Genomic DNA, 18,126 nt, shown 5'->3' with positions numbered 1-18,126 from the left:
GTACTGCAAAGAAGCGCACAAAAGCGCTGGAAAAATCTGCCTTAAATACGTTTATGTCGGTCTGGCGATAGCGTAAGCGGCGCTCAGTTGTTAAAAGGTACGTCTTTGAAAATACATCGCGAAAGGAATTCGACCATGCCTGTTACCTTCACTAAAAGCGCCCTGCTGCTGAGCGTACTGCTCGGCCTCGGCCAGGCACAGGCTGCCAGCGAGCCAGGCCCGACTGCGCTGGCGACCCGTCTGGGCATCCCTCACCCGGCCGTCATTGCCCACCGCGGCGCGTCGTTCGATGCACCGGAATCCACCGCCGCATCCTACAAACTGGCCCGCGACCTGGGTGCCGACTACCTGGAAATGGACCTGCAACGCAGCAAGGACGGCGTGCTGTTTGCCCTGCACGACAACAACCTGCAACGCACCACCGACGTCGCGAACAAATTCCCGGAGCGCAAGGACAGCCCGGCCAATGCGTTCACCATCGCCGAACTGAAAACCCTGGATGCCGGCAGCTGGTTCAACACCGCCTACCCGGATCGTGCCCGTCCTTCCTTCGCCGGCCTGAAGATTCTGACCCTCGACGAAATCATCGACATCGCTCAAGGCAATCCGCTGCACAAGCCTGGTCTGTACATCGAGACCAAGGAGCCCAAGCAATTCCCTGGCATCGAGCATGACCTCAAGGAAAAACTCCAGGACCGTGGCTGGTTGAGTCCGGCGGGTTCGAAACTGGCCAAAAGCGAGTTGGGGGTCGGCCAGGGCAAAGGCAAAGTCGTGCTGCAAACCTTCGAGAAGAGCAGCCTGGAACTGCTGCAAAAAGAAATGCCGCAAGTACCCAAGATCCTGTTGCTGTGGGTCGGCGAAGGCAGCATCGAGCCCAAATCCAAGGTGACGTTTGCCGAGTCCGGCGACAAGGACAAGGCGACCTACTACGCCAAGCAACAACCGAAGAACAAAGCCGAATTCCAGCAATGGATCGACTACGCCAAGGCCCAGGGCGCAATCGGCACTGGCCCTTCGGCCGCGCTGACCAAGGGTGGCGATCAGAGCTACTCCGACCTGGTGCAACCGTGGATGAACCAGTACACCCACGACCAGGGTTTGTTGGTGCATGTCTACACCATCGACGATGCGGTTGATTACCAGAAAGTCATGGACGCAGGTGTCGATGGCATCTTCACCAACCGCGCCAGTGAGCTGCTGAAGTTCTACAAGCGTCCTGCGGCGGGGACGGTCGCGCAGTTGTTGCAGAACAACGGTTATTGATCCAGAACCGAGGTGCGCCCATCGCGGGCAAGCCACGCTCCCACAGGGTTCATGTGGCCCTGTGGGCGTGAGCTCGCCAACGATGTCGGTGTAAATTAAGGGTGAGTTAAGTTGCCTTGGTTAGCCTGATCCCACTTAAACGGATCACCCAAGGAAAGAACTTCATGAAAACCCTGACCGCCCTGTTCACTGCCGCCGCCCTGACATTCACCGCTGGCCTGGCCCATGCAGATGTCCGCGTCGACCAGATCCCTGAACTGGTCAAGAGCGGCAAGATCAAGCCACTGGAAGACATGAACCAGGCCGCGCTGAAACTGCACCCGGGTGCGACCATTACCGACACCGACCTGGACAACCACTTCAATGGCTACGAATACGAAGTGGAACTGAAAACCGCTGATGGCAAAGAATTCGATGTGGACTTCGACGCCGCCACCGGCAAAGTCCTGAGCAACAAACAAGACACCTGATGCACAAAACAAAGCCGCACGATCTTCGGATCGTGCGGCTTTTTTGCATTCAGCCCCTGATGAAGGGCATGACGTTCAGCCTTCGAGCATCAAGCCGTGGTACTGACCAACGAACCCGATGTGCTGGAACTGGATTGCTGCAACGCCTGCAACAGCGCCGCCGTCGCCGTCTGCAATGAGCCCGAGGTGGTTGCAATCTGCGACTGCGCCGCCGCCACGTCAGCCGCTTTGGCGTCAGCACTTTCCTGCTTGGCCTGAGCGGCTTGCAGTCGCTGCTGTTCCTCCTGCAATTGCTTTTGCAGCTCGGCAATCTGCTTGCGCAGGGCTTTCACCGAATCGGATTCTTCGCTGCTGCTGGAGCTGCTGCCACTTGACGCCGGCGCGCCACCGGCAGCCACCTTGGTGCTGTCGGTAGACGCAGTGCCGGTTGCCGTGGTGGAAGTGTCGTCAGTCTTGTCACTGATCGTGGTTTTGCTGGTGGGCGTGGAAAGGGTTTGATTGATCGAGACGGAGCTGATGCTGACCATGGGATTGATCCTATAAGGGTTCAGGGTTATCCCGTCATCGACATCCATCTAGCGGACTTGAGATCGACTGTGTACCGACTCGGTAAGCAAACCGGTACACAGCCTTTGCCGTTAGGCGCTCAGCCGCGATGTCACTTCATTCAACTGCCCCGACAAGCCGTGCAGATTGTGGCTGGCCGCTTCAGTGCGCTGCACGTTGTTCATGTTGGTGCTGGCGATGCTGGTGATTTCGGTGAGGTTGCGTGAGATGTCTTCGGCCACCGAAGTTTGCTCTTCAGCCGCGGTGGCGATCTGACGGTTCATGTCGCGAATGGCTTCCACGGCATGGGTGATGCGCTCCAGCATGGCGCCGGCCTGGGTCACTTGCTCGACGCTTTCTTCACTGCGCGACTGACCACTTTCAATAGCCTGGGCCGCATCGACTGCGCCAGTTTGTACGGTTTGAATGATCTGGTTGATCTCGATGATCGATGCCGCCGTGCGCTGGGCCAGGCTGCGCACTTCATCGGCGACCACCGCGAAACCACGCCCGGCTTCACCGGCTCGTGCCGCTTCGATCGCCGCGTTGAGCGCCAGCAGGTTGGTTTGCTCGGCGATGCCGCGAATCACTTCCAATACCTTGCCGATCCGCCCGCTGTCGGTTTCCAGTTGGCGAATGACCGTGGCGGTATTGGCGATTTCGCCGCGCATCCGGGTGATGGTGTGAATGGTGCCCTGCATGACTTTTTCGCCATGCTGAGCGGACTGGTCGGCATCGTCGGCAGCACGTGCCGCATCGGCGGCATGACGGGCGACTTCCTGGGCGGTGGCGGACATTTCGTTCATCGCCGTGGCCACTTGATCGGTGCGGTTGAACTGATCGTTGGTGCCGCTGGCCATGAGGCTGGCGATGGCGTTAAGTTCACCGCTGGCGCTGTCCAGGTCCTTGGCGCTGCGCTGCAAGCGGCTGAAGGTTTCGGCGAGGAAATCGCGCAGGGTGTTGGCGGCGATCGCCAACTTGCCCAGTTCATCCTGACGGGTGCTGGCCACGCGATCGGCAAATTTTCCCTGGCTGAGTTGCGCGACGTATTCGATCAGCTTGCGAATCGGTTCAACCAGATTGCGGTTGACCAGCCACAGGCTCAACAGGCCAATCAGCAAGCCCGAGGCGAGCATCACGATGATTCCCAGCAACACCGTGCGCTCGGCGCCGGCACTGATCAGCTTCGATTGCTCGCCACCCTGCTTGCGCAATTCACTGACCAGTTCGCTCATCTGATCGCTGGTTGCGCGGTCGACACCTTTGACCGCCGTATCGCCAGCGACTGGGTCGGCACCCGCCGCCACGTAGGCATCACGGCCCTTCTGGTAGGAAGCGCCCAACAGACGGTGTTCGTCACGCAGGCGTTCGATGCGAGTCTTGAGTTGCGAGTCGATACCCTTCTGCCCGGCCAGTTCGCCAAGGATGCCCTGCACATCACGCTGGCGGTCTTCGAATTGCTTCCAGTATTTGTCCAGGTCCGCCGGTTGCTTGCCGCGCAGCAGAACGTTTTTCCATTCCTGAACCTGCACCTTGAATTGCAGGTTGGCCTCATCAATCAATTGCGAGGTATGCAGCGGCCCGTCAATCAGATTGGCGTAGCTCTGAACACCGCTGGACAGGAAATGGAAGCAGGCCAGAGCGATCAACAACATCGCCAACAGGCTACCGCTCAACAAGGCGAGAATTTGTGCTCTCAGGGATTTTTGCAGCATCGAGTGATACTCACGACAGGGGTGGAACACGCCGAACAAAGCGTGAAAGGCATTCGGACATCCCTGTCTGCAACGTTGGCTCGTGGCCAGGGCCGCGCACATTAACGTTAGGGTGATCGGCGTACCAGAGCGGGTCTTGAGATAAATCCGACCACCGGTAAGGGTTCGTTTACGGCTATTTTTTTGTCACAAAAATGTCATCGCGCCTTGCGATGATGCGGCCCAAGTGAACCTGTAAAACCCGCGGCAGGCGCCTCCCCTTGCGAGCCCTCATGAACCACAGCATCGACCAAACCCATCGCGACACGGACCTGTTCGGTCTGCTCTACGGTTTCAGTTTTCGCCCGGGCGAGCGCGGTCGCGAGATCGATTCGGCCAAGGCGCTGCAATGCTTGCAACAACCGGAGGACAGCGACGAATTCCTCTGGCTGCACCTCAACCTCGCGCATGCCGCCTGCGAGCGCTGGATGAAAAGCCATCTGGAACTGCCAGAAGAGTTTTTCGAAGCGCTGCATGAAGGCTCGCGGTCGACGCGCATTGAGCATGTCGATTCGGCGTTGCTGGCGGTGGTCAACGACGTGGTGTTCAACCTCTCAAGCATGGTGTCGTCGGATGTCTCGACACTCTGGGTCTGTGCCCGCAGTCGATTGATCATCAGCGCGCGCCTGCAACCGCTGCACTCGGTGGACAAGCTGCGCTCTTCGGTGAAAGCCGGCGAACGCTTTCGCTCGCCGCTGGAGTTGCTGGTGCATTTGCTGCGCGATCAAGGTGAAGTGCTGACGCAGATCGTGCGCAAGACCAGCCTCAGCGTCGATCAGATTGAGGATGAGTTGTTGTCCTCGCGGCTGTCGACCAACCGTGCCGAGCTGGGCGCCAATCGCCGGGTGCTGGTGCGTTTGCAGCGGTTGTTGGCGCTCGAGCCTGGGTCGTTGTTGCGCCTGCTCAACCGGCCGCCGCAGTGGTTGCAGAAAGAGGACGTGAAGGAGCTGCGCAAGTCCACCGAGGAGTTTGCGCTGATCATCAACGACCTCACGGCGCTGGGTGAACGGATCAAGCTGTTGCAGGAAGAGATCGCGGCCAACCTCAATGAGCAGAGCAACCGCACGCTGTTCACCCTGACGGTGGTCACGGTGCTGGCGCTGCCGATCAACATCATTGCCGGTTTCTTCGGGATGAACGTGGGCGGAGTGCCGCTTTCGGGGGATCCCGAGGGGTTCTGGATTCTGGTGGCGCTGGTGGCGACGTTTACCCTGATTGCCGGGCGCTGGGCGTTTCGCAAGCGTCAGGATTATTGACCCTCCACACGTGATCGTTCCCACGCTCCGCGTGGGAATGCATCCATTGACGCTCCGCGTCACATCCGGGAAGGGACGCGGAGCGTCCCGGGCGGCATTCCCACGCGGAGCGTGGGAACGATCATTCCGCCCTTAAAAAACCAAAACCTGACCTAACGCAACTCCTCTGTAACATTCAGCAACGATCATGGGCGACACTCCTTCCCTCCCCAGGACTGTCCGTCATGGCAACGCCTTCCCTCACTGCCCAGACGAAAGCGGCCGCCAGAAGCGCCAAGCCGCAATTCGACAAAAAGCCTAGCCTGTTGACCCTCGTGATCTTCTTCGGTTTGTTGGCCAGCGGACTGTTGTTCACTGCTTACAGCCTGATGCACGACATGAGCGAACTCGGCACGGTGGTCACCACCTGGACGCCGTTTCTGCTGTTGGGTGTGGCGCTCCTGATCGCCCTGGGCTTTGAGTTCGTCAACGGTTTCCACGACACCGCCAACGCCGTTGCCACGGTGATTTACACCAACTCGATGCCACCCAATCTGGCGGTGGCCTGGTCCGGGTTCTTCAACTTCCTGGGCGTACTGCTTTCGAGTGGCGCGGTGGCATTCGGCATCATCGCGCTGCTGCCCGTGGAGCTGATTCTGCAAGTCGGTTCGGCCGCCGGTTTCGCGATGATCTTCGCCCTGTTGATCGCGGCGATCCTGTGGAACCTCGGCACCTGGTGGCTGGGTTTGCCGGCCTCCTCTTCGCACACCTTGATCGGTTCGATCATCGGCGTCGGCGTCGCCAACGCCCTGATGCATGGCCATGACGGCACCAGTGGCGTGGACTGGGCGCAGGCGACCAAGATCGGTTACGCGTTGCTGTTGTCACCGCTGGTCGGTTTCGGCTTTGCCGCCCTGTTGCTGCTGGCGCTGCGTGCGTTTGTTAAAAATCGCTCGCTGTACAAGGCACCGGTCGGCAACACACCGCCGCCGAGGTGGATTCGCGGCATGTTGATTGTGACCTGCACCGGCGTTTCGTTCGCCCACGGCTCCAACGACGGCCAGAAAGGCATGGGGCTGATCATGTTGATTCTGGTCGGCACGTTGCCGATGGCGTATGCGTTGAACCGCACCATGCCGGCCGACCAGGCGCTGCAGTTCGCCGCCGTCGCCGAAGTAACCCAGCAAGCACTGGTGAAAGCCGCGCCGCTGCCGGCCCCGACCGATCCACGTCCGGTGCTGTCCGAATACGTGCGCAGCAAGGAAGCCACGCCACAACTGATTCCGGCCCTCGCCGCCCTCACGGGCAGCATCGGCGCACAGGTCAAGGGTTATGGCTCGCTGTCCAAAGTACCGGCCGAGGCCGTGGGCAACGTGCGTAACGACATGTACCTGACCAGCGAAACCATTCGCCTGATGGACAAGAACAAGGTCGGCAACTTCGACGCCGACACCAGCGGCAAACTGCAACTGTTCAAGCAGCAGATCGACAACTCGACGCGCTTCATTCCGCTGTGGGTGAAGATCGCCGTGGCGATTGCGCTGGGACTGGGCACCATGGTCGGCTGGAAACGCATCGTGGTGACGGTCGGCGAGAAGATCGGCAAGACCCACCTGACCTACGCCCAGGGCGCCTCGGCGGAAACCGTGGCGATGCTGACCATTGGCGCGGCGGACATGTTCGGGTTGCCGGTGTCGACCACCCATGTGCTGTCTTCGGGCGTGGCGGGGAGCATGGTCGCCAATGGCGGCGGCTTGCAGATGAAGACCATCCGCAACCTGCTGATGGCCTGGGTGTTGACCTTGCCGGCAGCGATTCTGTTGTCGGGCAGTTTGTATTGGTTGTTTACCCAGATTTTCTAGTCAACACACCTCCCTGTGGGAGCAGGCAAACCTGTTCCCACAGGGATTTTTTTTGTCCCGACAATGCATTTCGTCGAAGATTCAGCGCTTTTCGCTTTTATTGATCCGCCGCCAGCCTGATTGCTCTTCAGTTTGCTAACGTGTGGCCGACTCTTAAGAGACTCGATGCATTCAGGAGTGGAATCGTGAATCTGTACATCAATCAGCTTCAGCAAAAAGCTGACTTCAAAGAAGCCATCTACGCCGGCGACATCTTCCTGAACACCCAGCTGCGCGCGGCCAAAGAGTTGTGTGCGTTCGCTCAGGAAAGCATCACCGCCGCTTTCGACGGCGAGACTAATCACCAGGCGCTGCACACGCTGATGCCGGTGGAAGAATTCGTGGTCCTGGTGACGCGCCTCAAAGGCCAGTTCACCAACAGCCAGCGCGCCAAGGACCTGATCCTGGCGTTTATCGACGAGATCGGCGTCGATCCGCGCGAATACATCTTCGACGTGCCGCGCATTCGCGTGGTGCCCAACTATGACTACCTGCACGCCGGTGTCAGCTATGCCTACAAACCGCATCGCGACACGTGGTACGGCAGCGTCGATTGCCAGATCAACACCTGGATGCCGGTGCACACCATTCGCCCCGACCAGACCATGATGATCAACCCCGGCTACTTCGACGTGCCGGTGAAGAACACCTCCAGCCAATGGAGCCTCAACGACTGGATCAGCAACCAGCGGCACAAGGCCAAGGACAACCTCAAGGAGGAAGTCCGCGTGCACCCGGTGCCGCTGGAAGACATCAACACCGCGTCCGAAGTGCGCATTGCCGGCAACACTGGCGAGATGCTGATTTTCTCTGGTTCGCACCTGCACGGCACGGTCGCCAACCACACCAATCAAACCCGCTTCAGCGTGGATTTCCGCCTGATGCACCTCGACGACCTCAAGCACAAGCGCGGCGCGATCAACGTCGACAGCGCTTGCCCTGATGTCGGCGCCGGTTTCAAAGATTATTTCCACGCCCACGACTTTTCGAATTTCCAAGGAATCCAGCAATGACCAAGCGTCGCATCACGCCCGCAGAGGCCCAGTACAACGAAACCCGTGCCAACGTTCTCAAACGGGTCGATGCCGAGTACGTGGCCGACGCGCCGTTCGTCTTCGCCAACCGCATCGGCGTGACCGCTGCGCTGTCGCGCATGGAGCTGTTCAAGAAAGTCGCAGAAGTACCGGGCGCGATCATCGAGTGCGGCGTGTACAAGGGCAACTCGCTGATGCTGTACATGCACTTGTCGATGATTCTTGAACCGTACGCGATCAACCGCTCGATCATTGGCTTCGACACGTTCGAAGGCTTCCAGAGCATCGACAAGAAAGAAGACCCGGCCGACGTCAACGAGACCATGTTCTCCGACACCGACCAGTCGCTGATCCAGGACATGATCGACGCCAACGACCTGTTGCGCCCGGTCAACCGTATCCCGCGTTGCGAACTGGTCAAAGGCGACATCGTCAAAACCGTGCCGGAATGGGTCAAGACCCGCCCGGACCTGGTCGTGGCCATGCTGATCCTCGACACCGACCTGTACGAATCGACCAAGGTCGCGCTGGAAACCTTCCTGCCGTACATGCCAAAAGGCGCGATCGTGGTACTGGACGAAGTGGCTTACCGAAACTTCCCGGGCGAAACCAAAGCCCTGCGCGAAGTGCTGGACCTGAACAAGATCGAGCTCAAGCGTCTGCCGTTTGATAGTTGCGTAGGCTACTTCCACGTTTAACCATCAAACTGGAAGCTGAAACAAAACCTGTGGGAGCGGGCTTGCTCGCGAAGACGGACTCACATTCAACAGTTGAGTTGAATGATACGCCGCCTTCGCGAGCAAGCCCGCTCCCACACGTTTATCTGCGGTGCCTTAGGTTGTGGACTGGATCAGGTTCGCCAGCCAGTCCATGAACGCCCTTACCCGCAACACACAATAGAAGCCTTCGCGCAGCGCATCGACACGGCGATCCATGGTGCTGATTTCAAGTTCCAGATGGGGCACCGCGCCATGAAAAAACGGGCTGATCATCAGCCCGTTTTTTTAGTGCCGGGAGACAAGTCCCTTCAACACTGTCAGCAGTTCCACCCTCCCCTTGCGCGGCTCGCCTTCGAACTCGATCCAGCCTTCGTTGAAGCCATCAATCATCTGTATCCGCGGCAATGGATTGCGCATGCCCTGATGCTCGAACAACGCCTGCCAGGTCTCGCGCGGCACGCTTTGCATCCGCACCGGTTTGCCCAACAGTTCGCTGAAACCGGCACCCAATTGCAGCGGAGTAATGCGTTGCGGTCCTTCAAGTTCGACGACGCGTTTGCCCTGCCATGATTCCTGCAACAGCTCGGCGGCCACCCGACCGACGTCGGCGGTGGCGATCATCGGCACCGGTTTATCCAGCGGTTGCAGGAAACTCGGAATTATCCCCGAGCCCATCGCATGCTCGACGTCCCACTGAGCGTTTTCCATGAACCACGCCGGGCGCAGGAAAGTGATGGGCAGTTCCAGCGTGTTTAACGCCTGCTCCAGCAGTTGCAACTGGTTGAGCAAGTTCGGCTGAGTGGCCTGGGCACCGATGGTCGACAGGCACACCACGTGACCGGGGCGTGCGGCTGCCAGTGCCTGACGGATGTTTTCCACCAACTGCCGGGTTTCTGGAAAACCGGGGGACGGGTCGAAGTTCGACGGCATCATCACAAAAACACCGTCCATGCCGGTAAAGGCCTGGGCCATGGCCTGCCAGTCATCGACATCGGCCAACGCCAGCTCACAACCACGCTGCGCCCACTGCGCGCCTTTGTCGGCGTTGCGCACCACGGCGCGTACTGCACGGCCGGCAGCCAACAAGGTTCGGGCAACTTCGCCACCCACCTGCCCGGTAATGCCCATCACTGCGTACATGAACTGCTCTCCTGCCAGAAAACGACGAATGTCGCGATGGAAAGAATTTTCCGCGCAATGACGAGATTCTCCGATAGCATCAATGTCACTGCACACATGATCAGGAATCATCAATGAGCTTCGATGCCAGTCTTGCCAGCGGCATGGGCGTTTTCAGCGCGGTAGTCGATGGTGGCAGCTTCGTGCGCGCCGCCGAGGCCTTGGAACTGACGCCATCGGGCGTGAGCCGCGCCATCGCCCGGCTGGAAAAACGCTTGGGCATTCGCCTGTTCGACCGCACCACCCGCACCGTCACCCTGACCGATGAGGGCCGGCGTTTCTACGGCGAGATCGCGCCGCTGCTGGCCAGTCTCGAAGAAGCGGCAAACTCGGCATCCAGCAGCGCCACTCAGGTCCGGGGACGCCTGCGAGTAAACATGGACCCGTACTTTTCCCGCCTGATTCTCGGCCCGGCGCTCGGCCAGTTCATGCAGCGCTATCCCGAGCTGTACCTGGAACTGCAAACCCGCGATCAATTGGGCGACATGGTGGCCGATGGTTTTGATCTGGCCGTGCGATTTGGACATCCGGCGTCCTCCTCGCTGGTCGCGCGCCAATTGCTGGAGGTGCGGGTGCTGACCGTCGCCTCGCCGGCCTATCTGAAAAAACATGGGCGGCCATTGACGCCATTGGACATGGAAGACGAGCGGCACGTGTGCATGCAGTTCCGCGATCCGCAAACCGCTCGCCCGTTCGGCTGGGAATTCCATCGACCGGGACGGCCGGTGTTGCATGTACAGCCGCATTGCCGCTTGTTGGTCAATGATGTCGGCACGCTGCACAGCGTTTGTGAAAGTGGCCAGGCCATCGCCCAGGTACTGGACCTGGGGATGGCGCCAGCGTTGAAGGCGGGCCGTCTGGTCGAGTTGTTTCCCGACTGGCCCGAGGAGCGTTTCCCGCTGTATGCCTTGTACCCTTCACGGCACTTGCCGGCGGCCAAGGTGCGGGCGTTTCTCGAGTTTGTCAGTGAGCTTTGCGTAACGTAGCCCGGCCGATCACCATGCGCTCCCGCACCACGTCATACACCCAGTGATACACGTAGGTGTAGGGCAGGAAAAACAGCAGCACGCCGATGTCCAGCAGGAACGCCTGCCACAGGCTGACGTTGAGCCACCAGGCAATCAACGGCACCCCGACCACGACCAGTCCGCCTTCAAACAGCAGCGCATGGACGACCCGCACCCACGCGGTGTGCGCGATCTCGAAGCGCTTGAGCACGCGATCGAACAGGCCGTTGAAAACCACGTTCCACGCCAGCGCCAATGCCGCGATGACCACGGTGACGACGCCCATCTCGAGCATCGGTTTATCCATGATCCACGCCAGCAGTGGCGTACAGATCAGGATGGCCAGCACTTCGAAACCGATGGCCTGGAAGATTCGCTCGGTGATGGATTTGTTGACGTTCATGATCAGGACTCCCTGAGTGACTGTGGTTGCCATGATCCGTCCTCACGTCGATACTTCATAACCATTAACCATCGATCAAGGCGATAGTTCATGGCATCTCAAGAAGTGTTGCAGGCCTTCGTGCAGGCGGCGACGCAAGGCTCGTTCTCCGCGGCGGCGCGCAAGCTGGGGCGCAGTCAGTCGACCATCAGCGCGGCGGTTGCCAGTCTTGAAATCGATCTGAACCTGACCCTCTTCGACCGCAGCAGCCGTAAACCCGGCCTGACGCCGGCCGGGCACGTGATGTTGCAGCGGGCCGAGGAAATCCTCGCCGCCACCAGCCGCCTGGAAATGACCGCCAGCCAACTCTCGCAAGGGGTTGAGCCGAAGCTGACGGTGGCGATTTCCGACACCTATCAGTCCGACCGGTTCGAAGCGGCGCTCAGTGCGTTCGACCAGCGTTACCCGGACCTGGAGCGTGAATGCCTGATCGCTGAATGCGATGACTTGGTGGCGCTGGTGCAACGCGGTCGGGCGCATGTCGCCTTCGCGGAAAAACAGGACAGTTACCCGCCGGACCTGGTCAGCTCGACGGTTGAGGAAAAGACCGAAATCGCGTTGTTTGTCTCCCGAGAGCATCCGCTGGCGAAGCTGAGCGGCATTGATCAGGACGTGCTGCAACAGCACCGGGAGTTACGGCTGGCGACCATCGTCAATCCGTATGAAAGCCGTGCGAAGGGACGTGTCTGGTCGGCGCCGAGTTACCTGATGCTGCTGGAAATGGCCCAGGGTGGATTTGGCTGGGCGCCCTTGCCGCGCTGGTTGGTGGAGCGGTTTGGCCCGGGGACGTTGCAGGAGTTGAACGTGCGCGGCTGGCCGAAACCGGTGTTCGTCGATGCGCTGTGGTCGCGGTTACGTCCGCCGGGGCCGGCGGGGAGTTGGTTGCTGGGCAAGATGCTGGAGTGAAGGTCCTGCGGACCTTATCGCGGGCAAGCCCGCTCCCACAGGGATGGGTGGTGTACACACATTTTGTGGCCGCTACGTTCCACTGTGGGAGCGGGCTTGCCCGCGATGGGGCCCGAGAAATCACCTCACTTCAACGCCTTGATCCGCGCCTCGATAAACCGCCGCTCCGGCTCCTGCTGCGTCAACTCCAGCGCCCGCTCATAAGCCGCCCGCGCCTCTTCGACTCGCCCCAACTGCCGGCAAAACTCCGCCTGTGCCGAATGCGCCAAGTGGTAGTCCTGCAACTCGCCGCGATCCAGAATCCCCTCGACCAACACCAGCCCCGCCAGCGGACCGTCACGCCTGGAGATCGCCGCCGCGCGGTTCAATTCAATGACCGGCGAAGGCACCGCCGCCAACAGCACGTCATACAGGCCGACAATCTGCTGCCAGTCAGTCTCCGCCGCCGTGGGCGCCTCGGCGTGCACCGCTGCAATTGCCGCTTGCAGGCAATAAGGCCCGAACCGTCCGGTGCTCAGCGCCGCTTCCACCAGCGTGCAGCCTTCGGCAATCATTTGGGCATCCCACAACGAGCGATCCTGTTCATCCAGCACAACCAACTCACCGTCTGCCGATGTCCGGGCCCGGCGCCGCGACTCATGCAGCAGCATCAAGGCCAGCAACCCCATCACCTCCGATTCCGGGAGCAATTGCAGCAACAAACGCCCGAGCCGAATCGCCTCGCGCGTCAGCTCTTCACGGGTCACTTCAGCGCCGACCGACGCCGAATAGCCTTCGTTGAACACCAGGTAAATCACCCGCAGCACGCTGTCCAGGCGCTCGGGCAATTCCGCCAGCGTCGGGACTTGATAAGGGATTTTCGCGTCACGGATTTTCGCTTTCGCCCGCACGATGCGCTGGGCGATGGTCGCCGGTGCCGAGAGAAAGGCCCGGGCGATTTCTTCCGTGGTCAGGTCGCAGACTTCGCGCAGGGTCAGCGGCACTTGGGCGTCCGCCGACAATGCCGGGTGACAACAGGTGAAGATCAGCCGCAAGCGATCATCTTCCAAGTCTTCATCACTCCAGTCGGCCTGCTCCAGCGCCTCCAGTTGAGCGATCAACAGCGGTTTCGAGGCGGCAAAACGCGCGCGCCGACGCAACACATCAATGCCCTTGAAACGCCCGGTCGACACCAGCCACGCGCGCGGATTGTCCGGCACGCCGTCACGCTGCCAGCGCTCGACCGCGACGAAAAAGGCCTCGTGCATCGCCTCTTCGGCGAGGTCGAAATCGCCGAGCAAACGGATCAGGGTCGCCAGAATCCGCCGCGAGTCTTCGCGGTAGACCTGCTCGACCCGAGCGGTGACTGAACTGTCAGGCATCAGTCCGGCATACCGTCAGTCACCAACGTTACCAACCGATCAAGGCTTTGCCCCCAGCCATCATGAAAGCCCATGGCCTCGTGAGCCTGGCGATCGTCTTCGGACCAGTGCATGGCGCGGGCGGTGTAGAGGGTTTGGCCGTTGCGGTCTTCAAGCGTCACTTCGGCTGACATGAACGGCTTGCCCGACGGAATCCAGCCAGGAATAAACGCGTCGGTGAACACCAGCCGCTCAGGCGCGACGATTTCCAGAAACACGCCCATGGTCGGGTACTCGGTGCCGTCCGGGGCACGCATCAACGTACGAAACTGGCCGCCGACCCACAGGTCCATTTCGCATTCAGGTGTGGTCATTCCGTGTGGCCCCCACCACTGGGCGAGCAAGGCGGGTTCAGTCCACGCACGAAAGATCTTGCGGCGCGGCGCGTCAATCAGGCGACTGATGGACAACTCGTAGGCGGCAGGTTTGCGGTCAACGGCTTGCGGACTCATGGGCTCTCCTGGTTCTTTTGATTGTTATTCAGGGATTCAACTGGCGAACGGGACGGACCTCGACGCTGCCGACCCGGGCCGCCGGAATATTGCCGGCGACCTGGATCGCTTCATTGAGGTCCTTGGCATCGATCAGGTAAAAGCCGGCCAATTGCTCCTTGGTTTCGGCGAACGGACCGTCGGTGATCGACAGCTTGCCGTTGCGCATGCGCACGGTGGTCGCGGTCTGCACCGACTCCAGCGCCTCGGCCGCGAGCATCCGTCCACTGCCCTGGATCGACTCGGCGTAGGCCAGGCACTCGGCGTCCTCAGGGCTGTCGGGCAAGGAGTGCAACGCCTGTTCGTTGCTGTAGACCAGGCATAGATACTTCATTTGGACTCTCCCGGATCGAACTGATCAACTATGGCCGCAGATGGGTGTTTTCGCGCGGCTTCCCGATAAACAACCCGACGATCAGGGTTCAAGGTTGAACAGTGCGCTGCCGCTCGTCATGTCGAACGGGGCCGACCAATGTTCATGAACAATGCGCCATTGCCCGGCGTCGCGGCGGTAGCAGGCGGTGACGCGCATCCAGCAGGCCTGGGTTTCACCCTGTTCATTGGTGCCGCCGCAATGGGCCAGCCAATGGGCGAAGGCGATGTGCTCGTCGGCCACGATGTTCATGTGGCTGAAATCAAACTTATGCGCGCCCTGGCACATTTCCATGCACTCCTCCCAGTGCGCGCGATAGGCGGCTTTACCCCGGAATTCCAGGGCCTTGACCGCGTCGTAGGAGACGATGTCTTCGGCATACAGGGGCATGAGCTTGTCGACATCCTTGCCGATGACGGCCTGACGATAGTTTTCGATCAGGGTCTCGATTTCGTGAGTAGCGTTCATGGTGGATCTCCGTGGTTTTCAGCTTGAATACACCCTTAGTCGTCTGACCTGACGCCAAATCGACCGTTGAAATAAAAATAATCCACGAACGCAAATTCGCTAGAATCCGAAACCTGTTTTTTGATGGAAAAAGGACACTCCAGTGACAACCCGACTCGTGCCTTATGAAAGCCTGAACGCGCTTCAGCGCCAGCAGATCGAGGCCATCGAAGTTCACAAAGAGCAAATCAGGTTCTCGGGCGACATCCACGGCGCCCTGCACTCGCTGCTGTCCAAACCCGGCCCCGGGGTCAAGGGATTTGCCTTGCTGGCCGAGGAGAAACCCGTTGCCTTTCTGCTGCTCAAGCGTCCGCCGGTGCTGCCGGCGTGGGCCGACGAACACAGCGCCACCCTGCACGCCTTGCAAGTCGATCAGCGGGCTCAGGGCAAAGGTTATGGAAAGGCCTGCCTGCAAGCCTTGCCCGACGTGGCGCGCCAGGCGTTTCCAGAGATAAATGCGTTGGAATTATCGGTGGACGCAGACAACGAAGCCGCCATCGCGCTCTATGTGAAATTCGGCTGGGTCGACAGCGGCGAAGCCTACAAGGGCCGGATCGGCTATGAACGGCGCATGAGTCTGGTTTTCTGAGGCGCTTGCTCAGCAGCCGAAACCTGCAAGGCTGAGTGACAAACTTTACTGACACAACACCTGACTAATGTGGGAGCGAGCCTGCTCGCGATAGCGGTGTGTCAGACGACATCATTCGTGACTGACCCAACGCTATCGCGAGCAGGCTCACTCCCACAGGGGTCTGTGCTGTTTGATCGATGGATTACAGCGCCAACACCATCTCATGCCACGCCATGCCGCCGTGGTCGGAATCCGAAGGCTTGATGTAGGCGAATCCAAATCCGGCATAGAGCGGAACATGCCGTTCCTTGCACATCAAATGGATATGGGTCTTTTTCAGCCCACGCATCCGCTCGATGAATTCGCCCATCAACCGTTTGGCCAAACCTTGCCCCTGATAATCCGGGTGCACCACCACCGACATGATCACCACCTGCGGACCGGCCGGGTCGTGGCCGATCAGTTCCTTGAAGGCTTCGTCTGACATTTGCACCTCAAACGCCGCACCGGAATTGATGAAACCGGCGACCACGCCGTCGACTTCGGCAACGATGAACCCTTCTGGCCAGGTGGCGATGCGGGTGGCGATTTTTTCCCGGGTGGCGGCTTCGTCACCTTCGTAGGCGACGGTTTCGATGGCGTAGCAGCGGTCCAGGTCAGCAGGAATGACGTGGCGGATGACGGTGTTCATGGCAGCTCGGAATCAGCGAATGAGAAGGCTTGGGATCATAGATTAATAAGGTGTTCATATCGATCACCGCCGGCGCCGTAAAGCCTGCGTATAGGCACTGTTATTGCGGGTCGGTTCGGATTATTGCTGTTGCCTGTCTGTGGACATCAATCGGGGGAACACACCATGAGCAGCATTCAGATCGGTCTTCTTATGCTGTTGGGCATCAGTACGTTTGGGTTTGTCACGTTGTCGATTGACCTGATGCGGGCGCGACGGATGAAGCGAGGCAAGTAACATCGAGAGGCGGACGTTTGGTCCGCCTCTCGATGCGCTCATTGCTCTTTGATCGGCAGCCAGATTTCCAGCTTTCCGGTGTTGAGTTTCGGGTTGAAGTCTTCGCTGTAGCGTTCGAATTCCGGCGCGTCCACCGCCTGATACTCGGACTGGGGCAACCAGGTTTTCCAGATGTATTGAAAAGTCCCGGGCAAAGTGTCGAGTGAACCCTTGTGTTCGAACACCGCATATTGCTGGGGCTGAACCTCGACCCAACGGTATTTGTCGGGCAGATCATCAAGCTTGCTGATTTCTACGCCGGCAATGTATTCGAAACCACCTTTGCCATCCGGATTGCAGCAGATGCCGTAAGTTACTTCGCCTTTTTGACCGGGAATCTTGCCGATCTCGGGGATGAATTTTTCCCAGAGTTCGGGGATTTTCCTGGAAGTGTCCTGGGTAAATCGCCCGCCAAAACCGGCAATGAGCAAAAAGTGCCCATGTTCGATGCGTGGATCGGCCGGTTTTACGACTTCTTGCTCATCCATGACTCAACTCCTGAGACGAAAAAAGTGGGTTCGGCTGGGAGTATAGAAGCCCAAGCCGATTCGCCCACTTACAGGGCCTGCAACTGCTCGACGGCGCCCGAGCCAATAAACTCGTTGTAGCCCGATAGAATCACGTAGACCGCGAAATAGCAGAAGATCGCCGCCGATGCCATGTAGGAGTAGCGCAGCAGTTTGTCGCCCAGCAACTTGCCGCCATGACTCGCGGCGAAACACAACGCGACGCACCAGAGCACGCCAGCACAGAGAAACCCGCCGAGAAACAACGCAGAACTGAGGGCGCCACTGCCGCCGGAGCGCGCGATCAAGGTGCCGCCCACTGCCGCGAACCACAGAATGGCGCTGGGGGATGACATGGCGAGAAAGATGCCACGAAAAAACTCCTTGCGATGGGAGTTCTGCCCCACGTCTGCAGACTGTGCCAGCACCGCCTCATGGTGAATCGCCGAGTAGATCATCTTCGCTGCGAAATACACCAGCAACGCCGAGCCACCGATCCACAGCACCCAGCGCACGGTTTCGTACTGCAGCAAAACCGTCATGCCCGCCAGCGCCAGCACTGCGTAGATCAGGTCGCCGACACAGGTCCCCAACCCCAGCGCAAAGCCTTGAAAATAGCCGCGCTGCATGGCCAGGGTGATCATCGCGATGTTGGCCACGCCGATATCCAGGCACAGCGAAAGGCTCAGCAAGAAGCCGCTGGTAAATTCCATCAACCGATTTCCTTCGGACAAATTTGTTTACAGAGTCGCTGGACAGTGTGCCATATCAGCCCTTATCTTCCGCAACAGGCCACCGCAGTGGCCAGCGTCGCTC

The 18,126-nt window shown here is 59.6% G+C and carries 21 protein-coding genes; 9 read left to right on the top strand and 12 right to left on the bottom strand.

Annotation, left to right across the window (positions count from 1 at the left end; genetic code table 11):
* The first annotated feature begins 135 nt into the window (after positions 1 to 135).
* A complete protein-coding gene (locus ACM6I0_RS00900; RefSeq protein ID WP_285433786.1) occupies positions 136 to 1,263 on the top strand; it encodes a glycerophosphodiester phosphodiesterase in 1,128 nt (375 codons plus the stop codon).
* A 164-nt stretch (positions 1,264 to 1,427) separates the two neighbouring features.
* Entirely contained in the window at positions 1,428 to 1,733 is a 306-nt protein-coding gene (locus ACM6I0_RS00895; protein WP_285433785.1) for a PepSY domain-containing protein, read from the top strand.
* 89 nt (positions 1,734 to 1,822) lie between these two features.
* Here ACM6I0_RS00895 and ACM6I0_RS00890 read toward each other — a convergent pair whose 3' ends face one another.
* Both ACM6I0_RS00890 and ACM6I0_RS00885 read right to left on the bottom strand, forming a co-directional pair.
* Entirely contained in the window at positions 1,823 to 2,260 is a 438-nt protein-coding gene (locus ACM6I0_RS00890; protein ID WP_414921271.1) for a hypothetical protein, read from the bottom strand.
* 111 nt (positions 2,261 to 2,371) lie between these two features.
* Positions 2,372 to 3,994 (bottom strand): methyl-accepting chemotaxis protein, encoded by a 1,623-nt coding sequence (locus tag ACM6I0_RS00885; RefSeq protein WP_285433782.1) that lies wholly within the window; start codon positions 3,992 to 3,994, stop codon positions 2,372 to 2,374.
* A 272-nt stretch (positions 3,995 to 4,266) separates the two neighbouring features.
* Between ACM6I0_RS00885 and ACM6I0_RS00880 the strand changes: the two genes are divergently transcribed.
* From ACM6I0_RS00880 to ACM6I0_RS00865, 4 genes are all read left to right on the top strand, one after another.
* Positions 4,267 to 5,289 carry a transporter gene (locus tag ACM6I0_RS00880; RefSeq protein WP_285433780.1) on the top strand — a complete coding sequence of 341 codons (1,023 nt, stop codon included), beginning with the start codon at positions 4,267 to 4,269 and terminating at the stop codon, positions 5,287 to 5,289.
* A gap of 224 nt (positions 5,290 to 5,513) precedes the next feature.
* Positions 5,514 to 7,130, top strand: coding sequence for an inorganic phosphate transporter (locus tag ACM6I0_RS00875; RefSeq protein WP_414921270.1), 1,617 nt, complete (start codon positions 5,514 to 5,516; stop codon positions 7,128 to 7,130).
* Positions 7,131 to 7,315: 185 nt separating this feature from the next.
* Positions 7,316 to 8,182, top strand: a complete 867-nt coding sequence (locus ACM6I0_RS00870) for a hypothetical protein (protein WP_414921269.1) — start codon at positions 7,316 to 7,318, stop codon at positions 8,180 to 8,182.
* On the top strand, positions 8,179 to 8,901 hold the full coding sequence (locus tag ACM6I0_RS00865) for a TylF/MycF/NovP-related O-methyltransferase (RefSeq protein WP_007946102.1): 723 nt from the start codon (positions 8,179 to 8,181) through the stop codon (positions 8,899 to 8,901). The genes ACM6I0_RS00870 and ACM6I0_RS00865 overlap by 4 nt, the downstream gene beginning before the upstream one ends.
* 135 nt (positions 8,902 to 9,036) lie before the next feature.
* Here ACM6I0_RS00865 and ACM6I0_RS00860 read toward each other — a convergent pair whose 3' ends face one another.
* Together ACM6I0_RS00860 and ACM6I0_RS00855 are read right to left on the bottom strand one after the other, a co-directional pair.
* On the bottom strand, positions 9,037 to 9,195 hold the full coding sequence (locus ACM6I0_RS00860; protein ID WP_414921268.1) for a hypothetical protein: 159 nt from the start codon (positions 9,193 to 9,195) through the stop codon (positions 9,037 to 9,039).
* Between the two features lie 12 nt (positions 9,196 to 9,207).
* Positions 9,208 to 10,062 (bottom strand): NAD(P)H-binding protein, encoded by an 855-nt coding sequence (locus ACM6I0_RS00855; RefSeq protein WP_414921267.1) that lies wholly within the window; start codon positions 10,060 to 10,062, stop codon positions 9,208 to 9,210.
* A gap of 113 nt (positions 10,063 to 10,175) precedes the next feature.
* Between ACM6I0_RS00855 and ACM6I0_RS00850 the strand changes: the two genes are divergently transcribed.
* Positions 10,176 to 11,087: a LysR substrate-binding domain-containing protein gene (locus ACM6I0_RS00850; RefSeq protein WP_414921266.1), complete on the top strand. Its 912-nt coding sequence runs from the start codon at positions 10,176 to 10,178 to the stop codon at positions 11,085 to 11,087.
* Here the strand turns inward: ACM6I0_RS00850 and ACM6I0_RS00845 are convergent.
* A complete protein-coding gene (locus ACM6I0_RS00845) occupies positions 11,065 to 11,511 on the bottom strand; it encodes a multidrug/biocide efflux PACE transporter (protein ID WP_414921293.1) in 447 nt (148 codons plus the stop codon). The genes ACM6I0_RS00850 and ACM6I0_RS00845 overlap by 23 nt on opposite strands.
* A 90-nt stretch (positions 11,512 to 11,601) precedes the next feature.
* On the opposite strand from ACM6I0_RS00845, the gene ACM6I0_RS00840 reads away from it, so the two are divergent.
* Positions 11,602 to 12,456, top strand: a complete 855-nt coding sequence (locus ACM6I0_RS00840) for a LysR family transcriptional regulator (protein ID WP_414921265.1) — start codon at positions 11,602 to 11,604, stop codon at positions 12,454 to 12,456.
* Between the two features lie 125 nt (positions 12,457 to 12,581).
* Here ACM6I0_RS00840 and ACM6I0_RS00835 read toward each other — a convergent pair whose 3' ends face one another.
* The 4 genes from ACM6I0_RS00835 to ACM6I0_RS00820 form a co-directional block, all read right to left on the bottom strand.
* Positions 12,582 to 13,817, bottom strand: a complete 1,236-nt coding sequence (locus ACM6I0_RS00835; protein ID WP_414921264.1) for an RNA polymerase sigma factor — start codon at positions 13,815 to 13,817, stop codon at positions 12,582 to 12,584.
* Positions 13,817 to 14,308, bottom strand: coding sequence for an SRPBCC family protein (locus ACM6I0_RS00830; RefSeq protein WP_414921263.1), 492 nt, complete (start codon positions 14,306 to 14,308; stop codon positions 13,817 to 13,819). Before ACM6I0_RS00830 ends, ACM6I0_RS00835 begins: the two co-directional genes overlap by 1 nt.
* A 28-nt stretch (positions 14,309 to 14,336) precedes the next feature.
* Complete coding sequence (locus ACM6I0_RS00825; protein WP_285433769.1) at positions 14,337 to 14,681, bottom strand: YciI family protein; 345 nt, start codon at positions 14,679 to 14,681, stop codon at positions 14,337 to 14,339.
* An 81-nt stretch (positions 14,682 to 14,762) separates the two neighbouring features.
* Positions 14,763 to 15,188, bottom strand: coding sequence for a YybH family protein (locus ACM6I0_RS00820; RefSeq protein WP_285433768.1), 426 nt, complete (start codon positions 15,186 to 15,188; stop codon positions 14,763 to 14,765).
* 142 nt (positions 15,189 to 15,330) lie between these two features.
* Between ACM6I0_RS00820 and ACM6I0_RS00815 the strand changes: the two genes are divergently transcribed.
* A complete protein-coding gene (locus ACM6I0_RS00815) occupies positions 15,331 to 15,816 on the top strand; it encodes a GNAT family N-acetyltransferase (RefSeq protein WP_414921262.1) in 486 nt (161 codons plus the stop codon).
* A 184-nt stretch (positions 15,817 to 16,000) separates the two neighbouring features.
* Here the strand turns inward: ACM6I0_RS00815 and ACM6I0_RS00810 are convergent, their stop codons facing one another.
* The 3 genes from ACM6I0_RS00810 to ACM6I0_RS00800 all read right to left on the bottom strand — a co-directional run bounded on the left by ACM6I0_RS00810 (position 16,001) and on the right by ACM6I0_RS00800 (position 18,023).
* Positions 16,001 to 16,489: a GNAT family N-acetyltransferase gene (locus ACM6I0_RS00810; protein ID WP_285433764.1), complete on the bottom strand. Its 489-nt coding sequence runs from the start codon at positions 16,487 to 16,489 to the stop codon at positions 16,001 to 16,003.
* Positions 16,490 to 16,803: 314 nt separating this feature from the next.
* A complete protein-coding gene (locus ACM6I0_RS00805; RefSeq protein ID WP_285433762.1) occupies positions 16,804 to 17,292 on the bottom strand; it encodes a GyrI-like domain-containing protein in 489 nt (162 codons plus the stop codon).
* 68 nt (positions 17,293 to 17,360) lie between these two features.
* Positions 17,361 to 18,023, bottom strand: a complete 663-nt coding sequence (locus ACM6I0_RS00800; protein WP_414921261.1) for a LysE family translocator — start codon at positions 18,021 to 18,023, stop codon at positions 17,361 to 17,363.
* Positions 18,024 to 18,126: the final 103 nt, after the last annotated feature.

The organism is Pseudomonas sp. IT-P294, assembly GCF_949767865.1.
In the GTDB taxonomy this organism is placed as follows: domain Bacteria; phylum Pseudomonadota; class Gammaproteobacteria; order Pseudomonadales; family Pseudomonadaceae; genus Aquipseudomonas.
The sequence above is the reverse complement of the archived record's forward strand: the minus strand, read 5'-3'. Positions and strand labels throughout refer to the sequence as shown.